13 protein-coding genes, 1 tRNA gene and 1 pseudogene are annotated in these 16129 nt (G+C 36.4%); 12 read left to right on the top strand and 3 right to left on the bottom strand.

Annotation, left to right across the window (positions count from 1 at the left end):
* Window positions 1–4: 4 nt before the first annotated feature.
* The 8 genes from BT_RS17425 to BT_RS17390 all read left to right on the top strand — a co-directional run bounded on the left by BT_RS17425 (window position 5) and on the right by BT_RS17390 (window position 9335).
* A complete protein-coding gene (locus BT_RS17425) occupies window positions 5–454 on the top strand; it encodes a GatB/YqeY domain-containing protein (protein ID WP_008763705.1) in 450 nt (149 codons plus the stop codon).
* A gap of 636 nt (window positions 455–1090) precedes the next feature.
* On the top strand, window positions 1091–2782 hold the full coding sequence (locus tag BT_RS17420; protein WP_011108833.1) for a tetratricopeptide repeat protein: 1692 nt from the start codon (window positions 1091–1093) through the stop codon (window positions 2780–2782).
* Between the two features lie 158 nt (window positions 2783–2940).
* A complete protein-coding gene (locus BT_RS17415; RefSeq protein ID WP_048696471.1) occupies window positions 2941–3315 on the top strand; it encodes a DUF3244 domain-containing protein in 375 nt (124 codons plus the stop codon).
* Between the two features lie 72 nt (window positions 3316–3387).
* A complete protein-coding gene (locus BT_RS17410) occupies window positions 3388–4719 on the top strand; it encodes a hypothetical protein (RefSeq protein WP_011108831.1) in 1332 nt (443 codons plus the stop codon).
* A 12-nt stretch (window positions 4720–4731) separates the two neighbouring features.
* Window positions 4732–6408: an MAC/perforin domain-containing protein gene (locus tag BT_RS17405; protein WP_011108830.1), complete on the top strand. Its 1677-nt coding sequence runs from the start codon at window positions 4732–4734 to the stop codon at window positions 6406–6408.
* Between the two features lie 97 nt (window positions 6409–6505).
* The gene (locus BT_RS17400) at window positions 6506–6928 is read left to right on the top strand and encodes a hypothetical protein (RefSeq protein ID WP_011108829.1); all 423 of its coding nucleotides are present in this window, start codon (window positions 6506–6508) and stop codon (window positions 6926–6928) included.
* A gap of 152 nt (window positions 6929–7080) precedes the next feature.
* Complete coding sequence (locus BT_RS17395) at window positions 7081–8742, top strand: MAC/perforin domain-containing protein (RefSeq protein ID WP_011108828.1); 1662 nt, start codon at window positions 7081–7083, stop codon at window positions 8740–8742.
* A gap of 191 nt (window positions 8743–8933) precedes the next feature.
* The gene (locus BT_RS17390) at window positions 8934–9335 is read left to right on the top strand and encodes a hypothetical protein (RefSeq protein WP_048696497.1); all 402 of its coding nucleotides are present in this window, start codon (window positions 8934–8936) and stop codon (window positions 9333–9335) included.
* Window positions 9336–10222: 887 nt separating this feature from the next.
* Here the strand turns inward: BT_RS17390 and BT_RS17385 are convergent.
* Together BT_RS17385 and BT_RS17380 are read right to left on the bottom strand one after the other, a co-directional pair.
* A complete protein-coding gene (locus BT_RS17385) occupies window positions 10223–11458 on the bottom strand; it encodes an acyloxyacyl hydrolase (RefSeq protein WP_011108825.1) in 1236 nt (411 codons plus the stop codon).
* The gene (locus BT_RS17380; RefSeq protein WP_011108824.1) at window positions 11455–12402 is read right to left on the bottom strand and encodes a hypothetical protein; all 948 of its coding nucleotides are present in this window, start codon (window positions 12400–12402) and stop codon (window positions 11455–11457) included. Before BT_RS17380 ends, BT_RS17385 begins: the two co-directional genes overlap by 4 nt.
* 137 nt (window positions 12403–12539) lie before the next feature.
* Here BT_RS17380 and BT_RS17375 point away from each other — a divergent pair, with 137 nt between their 5' ends.
* Window positions 12540–14279: an ATP-binding protein gene (locus tag BT_RS17375; protein ID WP_011108823.1), complete on the top strand. Its 1740-nt coding sequence runs from the start codon at window positions 12540–12542 to the stop codon at window positions 14277–14279.
* Window positions 14280–14283: 4 nt separating this feature from the next.
* On the opposite strand, the gene recO is transcribed toward BT_RS17375, so the two are convergent.
* A complete protein-coding gene (recO, locus tag BT_RS17370; RefSeq protein ID WP_011108822.1) occupies window positions 14284–15012 on the bottom strand; it encodes a DNA repair protein RecO in 729 nt (242 codons plus the stop codon).
* Window positions 15013–15153: 141 nt separating this feature from the next.
* On the opposite strand from recO, the pseudogene BT_RS17365 reads away from it, so the two are divergent.
* From BT_RS17365 to rpsT, 3 genes and pseudogenes are all read left to right on the top strand, one after another.
* Window positions 15154–15276 (top strand): annotated as a pseudogene (locus tag BT_RS17365) (integrase); the annotation flags it as partial.
* Between the two features lie 341 nt (window positions 15277–15617).
* A tRNA-Glu gene (locus BT_RS17360) sits at window positions 15618–15689 on the top strand.
* 42 nt (window positions 15690–15731) lie between these two features.
* On the top strand, window positions 15732–15986 hold the full coding sequence (gene rpsT / locus BT_RS17355) for a 30S ribosomal protein S20 (protein WP_008767624.1): 255 nt from the start codon (window positions 15732–15734) through the stop codon (window positions 15984–15986).
* The last annotated feature ends 143 nt before the right edge of the window (window positions 15987–16129 follow it).

Here is a 16129-nt window from a genome sequence, read left to right as displayed (position 1 = left end):
CATCATGGATTTATTTGACAAAGTCAGCGAAGACATTAAAAACGCAATGAAGGCAAAAGATAAAGTTGCCTTGGAGACTTTAAGAAACATAAAGAAATTCTTCATCGAAGCTAAAACAGCTCCGGGAGCCAACGATACACTGACAGACGAAGCTGCCTTGAAAATCATTCAGAAACTGGTGAAACAAGGTAAGGACTCTGCCGAAATCTATATCGGACAGGGACGCCAGGATCTGGCTGACGGAGAACTGGCACAGGTTGCCGTAATGGAAGCTTATTTGCCCAAACAAATGACTGCTGAAGAACTGGAAGCTGCATTGAAGGAAATCATTGCCGAAACAGGTGCTACCAGCGGAAAAGATATGGGTAAGGTGATGGGAGTTGCCTCCAAGAAGTTGGCAGGACTGGCAGAAGGCCGTGCTATTTCTGCAAAAGTAAAAGAGTTGTTGGGATAAGCCCCCACACCTCCTCCCCAGAAATAAAAAAAACTTTTTGGTCTCACGGTCTCATTCCATTAAGATAAGCCGTAGATAATCAGCAATATAAAGAGTGAGAGATCCTTTTCAAACAGGTGTCTCTCACTCTTTTCTTCATTCAAACAGCTATTTTTCACGTATCTCTCATCCACTTCAAGGGTATCTCTCATTGTTTTTAAGGCTTCATATGTTATGCTGCTACCTATATCCTTCTCTTTTGATACCTACATCTGCATGTTTTCTTACCGATATCTTCATCGTTCCACCCGGGTAGGACGAACTGTCTACTACTGTGACACGATCAGTTCACCTAAGTGCGATAATCATATCACCCGGGTAGAACGATGAAGATATCGGTGAGATAATATGATAATACCAATTGAAAGACTGGAGAATATAGGATCATTTGCATCTAAAAGAGCGGTAAACAATAACTTCTTGATTTATGAAATTACCTATTTGACATCAAGTTACAAGAATAAAAACATAATAAATGGCATTATATAAATTAAATTCTTACTTTTGTAACAATAGGAAGATAACATTCCTGCTTTGACGACAAGCAAAACATTCTTTTTGGATAGTTTCTACAACGAACTAAATTACGACAAACAGATGAAAAGCAGTACATTGATAACTATTCTAGCTACATTCTTATTAGTAGGGTGCAGCAAACAACAATCCACTTTGGACAAACAACTGGATGAGGTTGAAAAAATCATAGAAGTAAATCCTGATAGCGCATCAAGCATACTGGAAAACATAGCATCTCCGGAGCAGCTGGATGATAAAACCTTTGCACGTTGGTGTATGTTATCGGGCAAAGTCACTGACGAAATCTTTAATATCCTATTGCCATCTTATCAATTCGAGCGAGCTAACGCTTGGTATTCATCCTACGGTAAACCCAATGAACAAGTACAAATCTTAATTTATTTAGGACGTTCCTATGCAAATGACGGGGATTATGACAAAGCAATGTCTATATATACTAATGCGTTAGAGATTGGCGAAAAGAATAAACTCTATAATTTAGTTGGGTATACATATAGCTATATAGGCGACTTATATAGAGAGAAAGCCATGCGAACAGAAGCTATCAAAAAATACGAAATGGCTGCCGACAATTTCAAAAAAGAAAATAACACTGATAGCTACGCTTGTGCTCTAAGAGATATGGGGCGTGAATACGCATGCACTGATTCAATATCCCGTGCCCTTGAAATTCTGCTTATGGCAGATTCTATAACCGAAACTTCAGAGGATAAAGATGTAAAAGCTTCAATCGAAAACACTCTGGGCAACATATATGTAATGCATAACAAATACGATAAAGCTAAAAAGTTCTTCTACAAAGCGTTGGAAGGAAGAGAAAAAATGCCTAATTACATGGCATTAATTAGCTTATACATAGCATCTGACTCTTTAAATCAAGCAAAAGAACTCCTGCAAAAGATTCCACAAGATGATCCTACTTATACTTATAGTATTAAATATCTATATTACCAGATATACAAGTCAGAAAAAAAATATGAGCAAGCACTCACTTATCTGGAAGACTATACTAATATATTAGATTCCACGGTATATAGCAACATCCAGTCTAAGATACTGAACATAGAACATAAATATAATCACCTGAAAATCAGCAAAGAAATAGATAATCTAAAAATGAAGCAACAGAACTACATCATAGTTTCTGTTATCTGTATTGCAGCTCTGCTGTTAATAGTTATAGGATATTTATTATACAGAAAACAAGCAAAAGAGAAAATCTTAAAACAGCAAAAAGAATTAGATAAGATGAAGTTAAACCTATACACACTTTCTCTTGAGCTTGAAAAGAAACGAAGTTTATTAAATACATTCAAAGAAAAAGACGAAAATTATGATCAGCTGCAAGAAGACATCGTTCGTTTATCTGCCAATTATAGAAAACTACAAAATAAATTACTTATAGATTCACCTCTATACAAAGAACTAACAAAATTGGGGAATCAAAACATACCGGGAAATAATAAATCGCTCATAACGGAAAAACGATGGAAAGCCATTACAAATGAAATAACAACCATATATCCTGAACTTTATAATTATATATATAGCTTAGGTCCGAACTTACCGGAAGAAGATTTTCAATATTGCTGTTTGTACCTTTTTGGATTCGATACCAATACAGAAGCAAAACTATTAAATATTGCCCCCAATTCCGTAAGTAAAAAGCGTTCCAGACTTAAACTGAAACTCAATATCACATTCCCGACTAATTCTTCATTATATGAATATTTGATTAAGAATATGCATTAATATCCATATTTTATAGAGATATTACCGATGTCATGTTCACAGTACATATCTAAATCGTAAGTGACTGATTATCAGCCACCGCCTGTCCATATCAAAACTAGTAGTTCTCATACTTAGTCCCTCATATTTTAATAACTTTGCAGAAAACATTTAAAGATATGAGAAAGCTAAGTATTACATTATTATTAATTGCCCTTTCATTCATAACGATGGAAGCCAATATTTTATCAACACACAAAAGCAAAATTTTAGTTTTTAAAGGATGGAGTGAACGCCAGAAGTCAGTTGTTTTTATACCCATAGAAGCAGTTCTCGAAGGTCATAACATCGAAGTGCAGTTTTTTGAAAAACCGAACGAGCCAGTCACGTTTCAGGTTAAAGACAAGAATGGAAACATTGTGTTTCAAGATATGACAACTCCTGATAACCTGGAAATCTATCAAATAGATGTGAGTGGCTTCAAGACGGGGCAATATGAACTTCTCTATATAGAAAAAGATGTGACTCTCATTGGAGAGTTTGAAATCGAGTAGACATCAACACATATAAAGACGATTCATTTGTCCTGTCATAACGCCAATATTAATCCTATAAAAATAATATTTATGAAAAACATTTCTAGATTTTTAGTAGCATTGTGTTGCAGCGCACTATTTTTATTCTCATGTGAGAATGAAATTGAAAGTGAGATTCAATCCTCGTCAGAAGAATTAGTTACATCCGCAGAGACAAAGGCACTGTCAGTTGATAGTCTTGAACCACTTAAAATGACAGACGAGTTAAAAGCATTAAAAGAAAGAATGGATGAACTAAAGAAAACAAAGACTAGAGCGGCTTCCAGTAATTACGGCCAATATTTTTCTGAGAACATGTGGGCTATTCGGGAAATGCCTTTTACATTGAGAGCAACAAGCGGAGGTTATCTTACAGCTAGTGGCAGAGGAGGGAAAGTAGATGTAGATGGCCGTAGAGCAGATATTTACAAACAATTTTATGTTACAATCCCCCCGTCAATTGTAGGAGTTCCCTATTTAATTTATTCATGCCAATCTGAAACACCTCTGGCTGTAGGTCACTATACAAGTAATCCAAACCAGAAAGTCGTATTAGCCATGACTACTAACTCCCCGAATGAGTTTTCTGCTTCTTGGGATATTATACCCGCAAGCAATAATCCGGGAGGGTACGTTATTCAAAGTGAATCGTATATCGGACAAGGAAGTGGCGGTTGGTGGGATGTTTTTAACTATGTGGTTGAAGTACAAGGAAGCAATCTGGGTTATAGTCAATACTCACAAAAGGCAGAACAAGAGTTCACCATCACTCCCAATGCTCCATTCACTCTAAAGAAACTCGAATTTATTAATCCATATTCTGCTACCGTAATTCAAAGAGAAAATATTTCTATCCAACAAGCAACCACAAATGTTTCATTTCAAGAAAAGCGGGATAATCTGAAGTTCATTAAAGAAATGAAAGACAATTCTTATTTTGAAGAAGAGAAAGGTATTGCATTTCAAGTCCCGGCATCGGACCTAGAATTTGCACTCCCCACCGTAACATTAGGAGAAATAGACCTTGTACCTAATAATAAAGTTCCCGTTGATACGAAATATGAGCCCGGCATCCGCAGAACAGTACTGAGAACACTATATAAGGAAATTCCTGTAGCAGTCAAACCGCGTACAAAGCTCACACTGACATATTATTTTAAAGCTTATGATGTATCAGTAGATTATGTCGCTACTATCGAATATTTTAATGAAAAAGATAAAGAGATTAGAGAAGCTAAACTACCCGGACGTTGGAGCGGAAGAATATATGTTGATGAAATAGCCGAACCGGATTATGAAGAAGTAAACTTAGATACTCAACGAAGTGCAAAAGGAAAAGCTAACATCAAAAACGTTACTCAATCATCACCACTCACTTTTTAAATTATACGCAAAATGAAGAAGTTATTTATATCCCTATGTATAATATTGTTCACAATATCATGCACTAATGAGGAGGAAACTAATAATTATACTCCGGTAGATAATCAAAGCAATTCCACATCAGAAATCATCTTGCAAGAACGTAACTCTAGTTTACCTAGAGTGTGGTCGAAAAAAACAGCCCAAAGAGTCACGACAAGAGCATCCTTCACCGATGCTACAGACTTCCTTGGATGCTCTTATGCAGTAGAAAATGGAACTTCTATTATCGGTGATTTCGCTAACGCCAAATACCCGGTTGTCAACATGAAGAAGTTACTCGAAAGGTACCCTTCATACATCAATCCCAAAGAACTAAGAACAACAGAGACAAAGGCTTTATCTTATTCTGATTTCGATCGTTTAGAGAAGAATAAAACTTTCACTAAAACAGTAAAGTCCGGTTTTTCTCTAAATCTTGGACCATTCAAATTTGGAAGACAAAAAACTATCAAAGAGACCTTTGTCCATAATACAGATGATAGTGAGAAGGTAGTCCATGGAGAACTCAGTATAGAGGTAGTCAATGGAATGTTAAACTTGCAAACAGCACCTAGTGCATTGAGAAAAATTGCAGCTGATTATTTAGATGAATTATTCGTAGATGCATTATATAATTCATCTATGGTGGAATTAATGCAAAGTTATGGAGAATTTGTCCTAACTGGCTACTATACAGGAGGACGGGCTTCAGCACTTTTTTACGGAGTTGACACAAATAGTATACAATTCGACAGCAAAGAGAAAGATATGGATGTAGCGATAAATGCATCCTATGAATGGAAAAATAAAAAGCCAACAGCTCCAAGCGACACAATTCATTCTGCTTCAGGAAACTTATCCATTGGAACAAAGAGAGAAAACTCAGAAACAATAACCAACAAATTCTCCGCATTATCATATTCCATCAAAACTCTTGGTGGAGCGTATGGTTACAGCATTTCAACTCCCCCCTATGATATTACGAACTATTCTATTGATTTAACCCCTTGGCTGCAATCGTTAAACGATCCCAAAACACATACTATGATTGATCTGCAAGATGGTGGACTATATCCCATATCCGATTTTATTTTGGAAGAGAATTTTAAACAAAGATATAATGATACTCACATGGACTTTCAATATCAAGAGAGTCTTGAAGAACCATATATAGAGATTATAAAGATGTATATTCGCAAAAGCAATTCGGGAGAAAAATTATATGATATTGTTCCTGTGCTCAATACAAGACAAGGAGATAAGCTTATATTCTCGAACCCAGATGCTGCTAGTCAATCCGATGAAGAATTAAAAGCTAACAGCATTCCCGCAACATTTCTTACCAAAAGTAATGCAATAAAAGATGAGAAAAGTAAATACTACCAATTAAAAATTAAAGCAGATCCCAATAAGACTATAAATCCAATTATACAGACTACTCTTTCATTCCAGATAAACAATGTGGATGAGAAAGGTATGTACAAGTTCAAAAATGCCAACACTAATATTTGGTACATATATAATCCAACATCTATGTATTGCTTTGCATACTATGATGATGACTATATTCCTGATGCATATGGAATATTAGATTGGGTAAACGGCATCCCCATTAAGGCAGTTACTATGACAACTCTGTATCAGAGATACAAAATATATGGTTTGTAGTAACAATAAACAGAATTAATGTTCCTAATAAACATAGATTTATTAGGAACATTAATAATAAAACATTATCTTTATTCAGACTTAACAAATAACTATTATGAATACAATCAAAACGCTTCTATTATTATCATTTAGCATCCTATTATTTAACTGTAGTGATGAAGAAGATAAGAAAACTGAAAAAGAGTTTATCTTTAGCGCAAGTGAATTAAAACAAACTGAATGGGAAGGAGAATTCCTTTACCTAACAAATGGAGAAATTGACTCAAAAGGATCGATAAAAATCGTTTTTTATACAGAAAAAAAAGGTGTTTGTGAGTATAAATTTGATTATCATATTGATCCTGAGACAATAAGTTTTGAATATGAAATCAGTGACAAATTTATGTACATTGATGGTCCTCTTCCTATTCATGGAAATTGGATACAACAAAAATACAACGGAAATTCTCTAGAAATTGCTGATAGCAAAGCGGCTTTTACCAATTCTCGCATGATAAAATTAACGAGAGTCAACTAGTAAAACCTTTTTCTACTAACAATTACCATTCCAAGGAAATAGCCTGAAAATAGGAGTCTTACATCTGTCTAATAGCAGATGCATTATTCCTTTTTATTACTATCAAAATCTTCTTATTAATAAAATTCACCAAAGTATCAACCATAAGAAACATGAAACAATCTAATATCTCCGCAACAATAATAATGTCAATAATATCATTTGCATCCTGCACAAATGATATTGAGAATCTCGACATTATTCCGACAAATAATGGACAAAATACAGAAGGCAACATTATACTACAAGAAAGAAATCCAAATCTTCCCTTACCCTTAATAAAGAAGTTCATATTAAACAAGCCACAAACCAGAAATAGCGTTTCAGGCGAAGACAGAACCTTCCTTGGATACAGTTATAAAATAAAAAATGGGGATTATATACAAGGAAGCATAAATAGTTTAGGCTTTCCAATAATAGACATTGACTCTATAAGAAAATATAGACCTTCTTATCTACAAGAGAAACTTATAACTGTAACAGAGACTAATATTTTCACTTATAATAATCTCGACAAATACTTGTATGATTCAAGATTTGGCAAAAAGGTATCATCTGAGTTTACTTTCAATCCTAAAGTTTTCGCAACAGAAAAAAAGGAAGCAATCACAAAGTTATTCGGTAATATAGAAAAAGCTACTTATGGTAAACTCGAAGTTTCTTTTCTAAAAGGGCAATCCACATTAAATCATTTACCAAGTTCAAGACTATGGTATATAAGCCAATTTCAGAATCATATTTTCACAAATATCCTATATAATGCCCCAATGGCATCCATACTTAACGAATTTGGTGAATTCATATTAACAGATTATTTTACAGGAGGAAAGGTTTATGCCTTATTCGCAAGCAAAGCCAAAGAAGGGACAACCGCTCAACAAAAAGAAGATGACATGTATACTTCTATAAACACTTCAGTAATTAACCTCAATAACGCTACTAGTATTAATTTAGGTTTCAACGGTTCCAACTTTGACGCAACAAAAACCTTTAAAAGTACAGATACTTATTTAGATATGAAAACATTTGGAGGGGAAGTAAGTCAAAGCGTAGCAATAAATACAAAAGTTTCTAATATCAATATAGACTTAACACCGTGGAGATATTCTTTAAAAGACATGGCTAACAATACAATGATAGATATAGCAGACAATAGCCTGTATCCTCTATCAGCCTTTGTACTCGAGCAAAATTTCAAACAACGCCTTGATGACACCTTCAACGAGATACTACCTGCGAACAAAGAGCTAGTACCTCCACGCATTGAAATCGTGAGAGTTCTCGCCCGTACAACACCTTCCAATGAAGCTCTTTATGATGTAGCAGCCGTTTTAGTTACAAGGCAAACAGATAGAATAATATTGAGTGACGCTATGGCGTCATCCGCTACAGATGAAGAATTAAGAAAAAATGAGAACAATGAAGTTTTCATGCAGAAAGTAGAAAAAATAGCAACTGAAAAATCTAAGTTTTTTAGTTCTGACATAGAAATATCATATAATAAAGAGACTAAACTGAATCCTACTTTAAAATCACCATTATGCATAGAACTAACAGGATTTAATGAAAGAAACTTTTATAGATTTTATTATGAAAAGACTAATATTGAATATATTTACGATCCTGCTACTCATCTTTGCTTATCATATTACATAAATAAAGGGGACGATAGAATCTTAGATATCTATGGCATTAGAAACTGGATAGAATCACTACCTGAAAAGAAAATATCAATAACAACATTAGCAAATTCATATAAAATCATTGGATTATAGACATTGAGGATAATCGCTAAAACACGAAATCAAGTAGACATCAACTCATATAAAGACAATAATTCATTTGTCCTGTTAGAGTTGAAAACAGATGCTTATGTATGTAAGAATCATGTTAATATATAAACTATTTTTGTAAATTGAAAACTTAATTAGATATGAAATATAATATAAAACAGTCCTCTTTATTGATGCTCTTCGCTTTGTTTTTAGTAGCTTTTTGCTTTATAGCTTGTGATGATCAGGACAATGAAGAGCAGGAACAGGTGGGGCAACTCACTCCCGAAGCTCTCTATCAAACTTCATGGCGTGGCACCGGACATTGTGCCGCATGGAGTTTGAAAGATAGAGGTATCGGTATACAATTCGTAGATACCCAAAAAGGAAAAGTGGTTTGGGAAGATTATGATGAATTTGATATTACCTACATGATAGAAGGGAGCTATATTACATTTAATGATATTGCGTTTCAACTTGCCGGGGCTCCTTGGGTAATTAAAAGTTATACCAAAAATCACATAACTCTTATACAAAATGAAGCTAGTCCTGATAAAGATAAAATAGCTACAATAGAGTTGGATAGGGTAGACTAATTCTTTAAAAGATATAGTTTGAGGTTATAAATTCCTCTTTCAAGTTGTATTGATAATGGAATGCATTTAACAATTAGTAAAGTGCTATATTATAACTAGAAGAAAGAGTGTATCAAAGGCCAGATAGAAGTATCATTCTATCATTCAGAGCGTAGTGAAGAATCTTTTCTTTGATATAAATAAAGAGTAGATCCTTCGGCAAGCTTAGGATGACAGAGCAAAATGATAGCAGTCTTCAATAAATTATTAAGTAGAGTCTGCTGAATTACAAATACCTGCTGCTTGTTAAAATCAAATTTTAGCGAGCGCAGGTATTGAAATTCAAAGATTAATTGATTAGAGTCTCAATTTAACAAGAAATTGAGCATTTCAAACAAGGTATGCAGAAGTTCTTAAGGGGACCTAAAGGCTAGGCCATCTATTTAGATTAAAAATAAACAAGGACATAAAAAGTAAATAAATGAAAAATAGTTATGTCTATAATATTTTTATCATACTTTTGTACAAACTACAATACACAACATTATGGCAAATAGACTGACCATGGATATAATAACAAAAATAATTTCGGAGAAGAAACTTTTTTGGATAAGTTTCGCTATAATCGGTTATTTTTGTTTATTATATCTAAATGCCTATTTTGCAAAATCTGACTTAGTTTTCATAGGGTGGATTCAAGAACTACTAACGATACCATTTATACTTTTTCAGTTTATACTTTTGATCATATCGATTTTGTACTGTATTAAAGATACATTTCGAGTAAATAGATATTCGTTTGGGAGTTTCTTCATTTTATTGACTAATAATCTATTTGTTATCTGTAGTCTAATCTTCAGATAAATATAGTTCAAAAGCGAAGTGTTTCTTGAAAACTACAGCCCCTTTCACCGCTTATCGTGAAATCTATATCCAATCCCCAACATTAAATTGTTAGGGTCTTTAAACTTACTCAACTGATACCCCACGTGCAAAAACAAATGGCGGGTAACATAAGTTTTGAGAGCCAATATTTGATAGAAACCTTCCGTATCATCGCCACTATATATCATATTTCGTCCGATACCGACATTAATGGAGAAAATAGGCATCACCAGTTCTGCCCGAAGAGACAACCCCACCGCAAATTGTTCGCGGAATGGAGGACGGTGAAACTTTATATCATCCCCATAAGTTCCTACTAGCTTATAGTCCTTAATATTAGCACTCTCGTCAAATTGCGCATCCACAGAAAGTCCTGCCCGGAAATAGTTATTGAAATTATACATCGGGGCAAAATTGAGACCTACAATACCGAACGAACCGGGAACCAAAGTGGGGATACCTTCTTTAACGAATCCTCTTTTGCGAGTGGCACCGTATACCAACAAGTCATAGCTGACGTGTGGCCTTATGTAAAGACGTTTGGGAGCAATTGCTCCGGACGCCTTATCTTCGGCATTAAAGGTACGTACAATGCCGACTCTCCCTCCGATAGTATTGAGACCTCCATTGGGATAACGCGTATTTCCATTGGAGAAATGAGTGAAGTCTACCCCTGCTGCTAGTTTCCACTGTGGATAAAACTGCCAGTTCAAGACAAAGCCCAAATTGATATACGCATTGATTTTAGAACCGATAGCGTCATTGTACCAATTGCTATGTTCATCATATTGTTTCCAACCGAAAGAAGCACCGAAATTCCACTCATAATCCAACGACAAACAGGATGAAAGTCGTACAATAGGCGCCCCTTGAAAAGCATATACCGCCACTGGATTTCCCAGTTCAGCGGAATTATAAAATGTATTATGCGAAACACCGATGCCCTGATAGGCATGAGGATACAACCTCCCCAAATAGGAATCTTTGCTGAACTGGAAAGCATACTTCAAGTGCAGGGAAAGTGACCGATCAATTTTCTGCCGTTGTGCATTATCGCCTTCAAGGAAACTGTTTGTCGGAGCTACATAGCCCGGACGAACGTCAAAACCGATCTGATGGATGAGGGCATGGTTGGTGCTGTCATTCGCTTGTCGGACAGATTTCACTACTGTCTGAGCGTCCAATTTGTTGCCGACTGCTGAAAGCAGCAGCAAGCAGATTATATACAGAGACCGTCTGGTATTCATATTTCTACTCATTTGATATTCTCGCGTGCTATGTAACATTTTCCGGGCATTTTACTTTGCAACGTACCGGTTATAGTGCGCTGTCTCCCATTCTTAGGGTGAACAGCATAAAGGGTGTACTCCGTTTCGAACCACTCACATTCTAACAGCACGATGATACGTTGGGTAGTTTTAGGCGGGATAGAAATCTCCTTCTTCTCCGTATCAGGGAAAGGCAAAGGCAGCGCTTGCTGCTCAGACGTATATTGCGCCTGTACACCGTTCATTCCCAACCATTCGTTTTCCATGCTTGGTATCTCTACTGTCGGATTATCTCCTCCCAATAGTCGGAAAGCCTCAGGGTCATCGCTTTTGAACACCACTTCATGGTGGGCGTCCTTGTAAGGGAATAACAGGCATGGGGAGGGAGTACCTAAATTATTAGATTGTATAAAACTCATAGTTTCTTCCAGTCTCCATTCATGAGAATACCCATTTAAAGAATAAGTGATATGATCGAACACATATCTGTCCGACGGAGTAATTTGAACATATATTTCTTGTGATTCATACTCATTGCTCACTACAAGCATGAATCTAAAGTAGTCGTTACGGACGTTTTCGCCCACCGTTATCTTTAGCTCTTTGGGGTTACTGCGTTGAATGATGAAATCGGTCAGCTTTTCATTGCACACAATCTTACCTAATCCTTTCAGGTAGACATCCTGGTTTCTCATTATCAGATTGTCGTCGGCATCATAAACTTCATATTGATGGGTAAAGTCACTATCGTAAGTATACATCCAAACCAAATCCCAATTGGAGGATGCAAAACGAATAGTTACCTCATCACCATTCCCGTCCAAAGTAAATTCGGTATCGGAAGTCCGGAAGTCGTCGACGAATACATCATCGTTACAACTATAAAGTCCTAATAGAATAAGAATATATGCTGTTAAGTTTACGATTGTTTTCATGTCGGTCGTTATCTAGTTATTTTGTTGACGACAAAAGTAATACATATTTTTAGAAGAGAGTTATTATCACCCCTGTTTAGTTGCCACATAAAGGAAAATAAACTATTTTTGTTCTCAACATTAAAGAGGGAGCAATTATGGATGCAGCAATAAAGAAAATACCTTATGGGATGACGGACTTCGAGAGAATAATTCTTGAAAACTATTACTATGTAGACAAAACACAATATATCGCCAAAGTAGAAAAAGTGACCTCCTTCTTCTTCTTTGTCCGTCCTCGACGTTTCGGAAAAAGCCTTTTCCTAAACATGCTCGGTTTATACTACGACATCAACCAAAAAGATAAATTCGAGAAAATCTTTGGTAATCTTTATATAGGCAAGCATCCTACGCCTGATCGCAACAAATATCTGGTGCTTACACTCAATTTCAGTAGTGTAGCCGCCAATATGGATCGTTTGGAAGAAACATTCAACACCTATTGCAAAATCGTAATGGATGGATTTGCAGAACGAAACGCTCATCTGTTAGGGAAAGAAGCCGTTGAAAAGCTACATGAATTAAAAACAGGAGATGCCTTATTGGGATCACTGTGCCAAAGCGCCCAAAACAAGGGACAAAAGATATATCTTATCCTTGATGAGTACGATAACTTTGCCAACAATATTCTGGTAGATTATGGTAATAAACGTTATCGCAGCATCACTCATGGCAGCGGATTCTTCCGTAGTTTCCTTAAAGTGGTAAAAGACTATTCAAGTTCAGTGATCGAGCGCATCTTCCTTACAGGCGTAAGCCCCGTAACAATGGACGATCTCACTAGCGGATTCAACATTGCGGATAATTATAGCAGTTCACCTATCTTTAATAATATGATGGGATTTAATGAACAAGAAGTACGCACTCTGATCGATTATTACAAAAGTTACCGGGAACTACCGCACACTACAGATGAACTAATAACCATCATGAAACCATGGTACGACAATTACTGTTTCGCCATGAAAGCACTAAAGGAACCGTCTATGTACAATTCAGATATGGTGCTCTATTTCATGAATCATTATATGCTGAATGAAGACATCCCTGACAATATGCTCGATGCTAATATTCGCACCGACTACAACAAGCTGCGCCACCTCATCCACGTAGACAAAACTTTCGGTGAAAATGCAAGCGTTGTACAAGAGATTGTTGAAAAAGGTTCTACTACCGGAATCATTGCAAACAGTTTCCCAGCCGAAGACATTATCAAACCGGAAAACTTTAAAAGCCTACTCTACTATTACGGCATGCTAACCATCAGCGGAATGGAAATGGGTGAGCCCATACTGAGCGTCCCCAACTGGGCAGTGCGCGAACAACTTTACGGTTACATGGCAGACATCTACAAAGATTCCGCCGACCTATATCTGGAGACAGATAAGCTGGTGGACCGAATGAAACGAATGGCATACAAAGGAGAATGGGAAAATTGCTTCACATACATTGCCGACCGCTTGAATGCCCAAAGCAGTGTTCGCGACTTCATAGAAGGTGAAGCTTATGTAAAAACCTTTATTTTGGCTTACCTCGGATTGACACATTATTATATTGCCCGTCCCGAATATGAAAGCAACAAAGGATATGCGGATATCTTTCTGCAACCTCGTCTGCTGCAACTTCCCGACATGGTATACAGCTACTGTATCGAAGTGAAATATGCAAAACGGGATGCTTCTGACACCGAGATAGAGAAATTGCTGTCCAATGCAAAAATACAACTGAAACAGTATGCAGCAAGCGAATGGATTCATCAAGACAAAGGGACTACAGAATTAAAGAGTATCGCATTAGTATTCCAAGGCTGGAAACTGGTGAGAGTGGAAGAAGTATAAACTGCTAATCAAACAATTCTTTCAGTACATCCAGCGACTTTAATGCAGGAAAATCCGGCAGATGCAAACGATAATAATCATTCATAATCGTCAGGCAGCGAGTGCGTTCCGCACGGCTCATGCCAAATAGATGCATCGTCTCATAATTCATGCGCATCAGCTGGCGAAGACGTCCAGCCTCTTCGGGATTAATATAAGAAGAATGCAACTGCGGACGAGTAGAAGTGAAACAAGCATTCAGCAAATCAAAGTAATCACCGGTGTGATAATCTTCCAGATTCGGATACAACCCCAAAAAACGGGAAAGACGCATCAGAAAAACCAGATGGAAATTGGCAAACCCTTCGCGACATTCGTCCAGCCAAATGACAGAATGCTGCAAATAAGCGAACAACGGACGGTTTTCAGCCTCTTCACGGACAGCACGATACAGAAACTCTGCCAGAAAAAGTGCCATTGAAGACTTGTACGGGTCATAAGGAATGGAGGTAAAAGGATAAAAAGACTTCGCCTCTTTTACCCGATAGAGAGTAGCATTCGGACGGAAATCCGCCTCAAACTCAATGAAAGACAAAGGCTGGAAGAGCACTGACTTGACTGCCGCCTTCCGCGAACGGGGTACAGGAACGAGAAAAGAAGTCCGCCCGGATAACTCCGTGTACATATCTACAATGATAGAAGTATCATTATATTTAAGCGTATGTAGAACTATTCCTTTCGTCTTTTGCAGCATAATGCACTCCTCTTTTTATCATTCCGGAACAAAACTACAAAAAAATGTTTGGCAATCGGGAGCTTTTTAGAGGCGTTAACAACAAAAAAGATTGCTATTTTTGTTATACTCCCTGAAGAACAAGTAAATATAGACAAGAGTATGAAAAGAAAAAGTAATAAAAACAGCTTTACCGGATGCGCAAAAGCATACATCCGGAATCTACAAGAAGAGGGTCGTTACTCGACGGCACATGTATACAAAAATGCAATTCTGATTTATACATGAAGCAGAAGGTGCAAATAATACACCTGGCTATATCTATAAACACTTTACTTTTCTCATAATTCACAACTATACTCCTTAACCTTTATATATAATAAGGTGTAAATATAGCACATTATTCATAGTCTTATAGACGAAGATATTTTTTTCGAAAAATCGCAATCTCATATTTTATTGAAAATCAAGCACTATAGAGTCACCATACAGAAAAAAAGAGAAAAAACTACATATTTTTTTCATGAATTGTTTGTCAGTTTCAAAAAAGTTCCTACCTTTGCATCCGCAATCGAGAAACAAACACTGATTCGAGAGAGCAAAAAGCAGAAATGCAACAACAGGATGGCCCGTTCGTCTATCGGTTAGGACGCAAGATTTTCATTCTTGAAAGGGGGGTTCGATTCCCCCACGGGCTACAAGTAAAAAGAATAAAGAACTAAAAAAATAGATTAGTCGAAATGGCAAATCACAAATCATCACTGAAGAGAATCAGACAAGAAGAGACAAGAAGACTTCATAACAGATATTATGGTAAGACCATGAGAAATGCTGTTAGAAAACTTCGTGCAACTACTGACAAAAAAGAAGCTGTTGCAATGTATCCTGGCATCACCAAGATGTTGGACAAGTTAGCTAAAACAAATGTTATTCACAAAAACAAAGCTAACAATCTGAAATCTAAGCTGGCTCTTTACATCAACAAGCTCGCTTAATAATAGAAAAATAACAATTCTATATAGCATTCAGGCTGAACTTTTAAGTTCGGCCTTTTGTGTTTATAAACCATTGAATATCAGATTACTTTCCCATTCACTAATTCCGCTTTTATTCTGCATTTTTCGCCTCCGAAACTTCG

Origin of the sequence: Bacteroides thetaiotaomicron VPI-5482, from assembly GCF_000011065.1 — a bacterium.
Lineage (GTDB): Bacteria > Bacteroidota > Bacteroidia > Bacteroidales > Bacteroidaceae > Bacteroides > Bacteroides thetaiotaomicron.
Note: the sequence above shows the minus strand (reverse complement) of the source record. Positions and strands in the feature narration are given on the sequence as shown.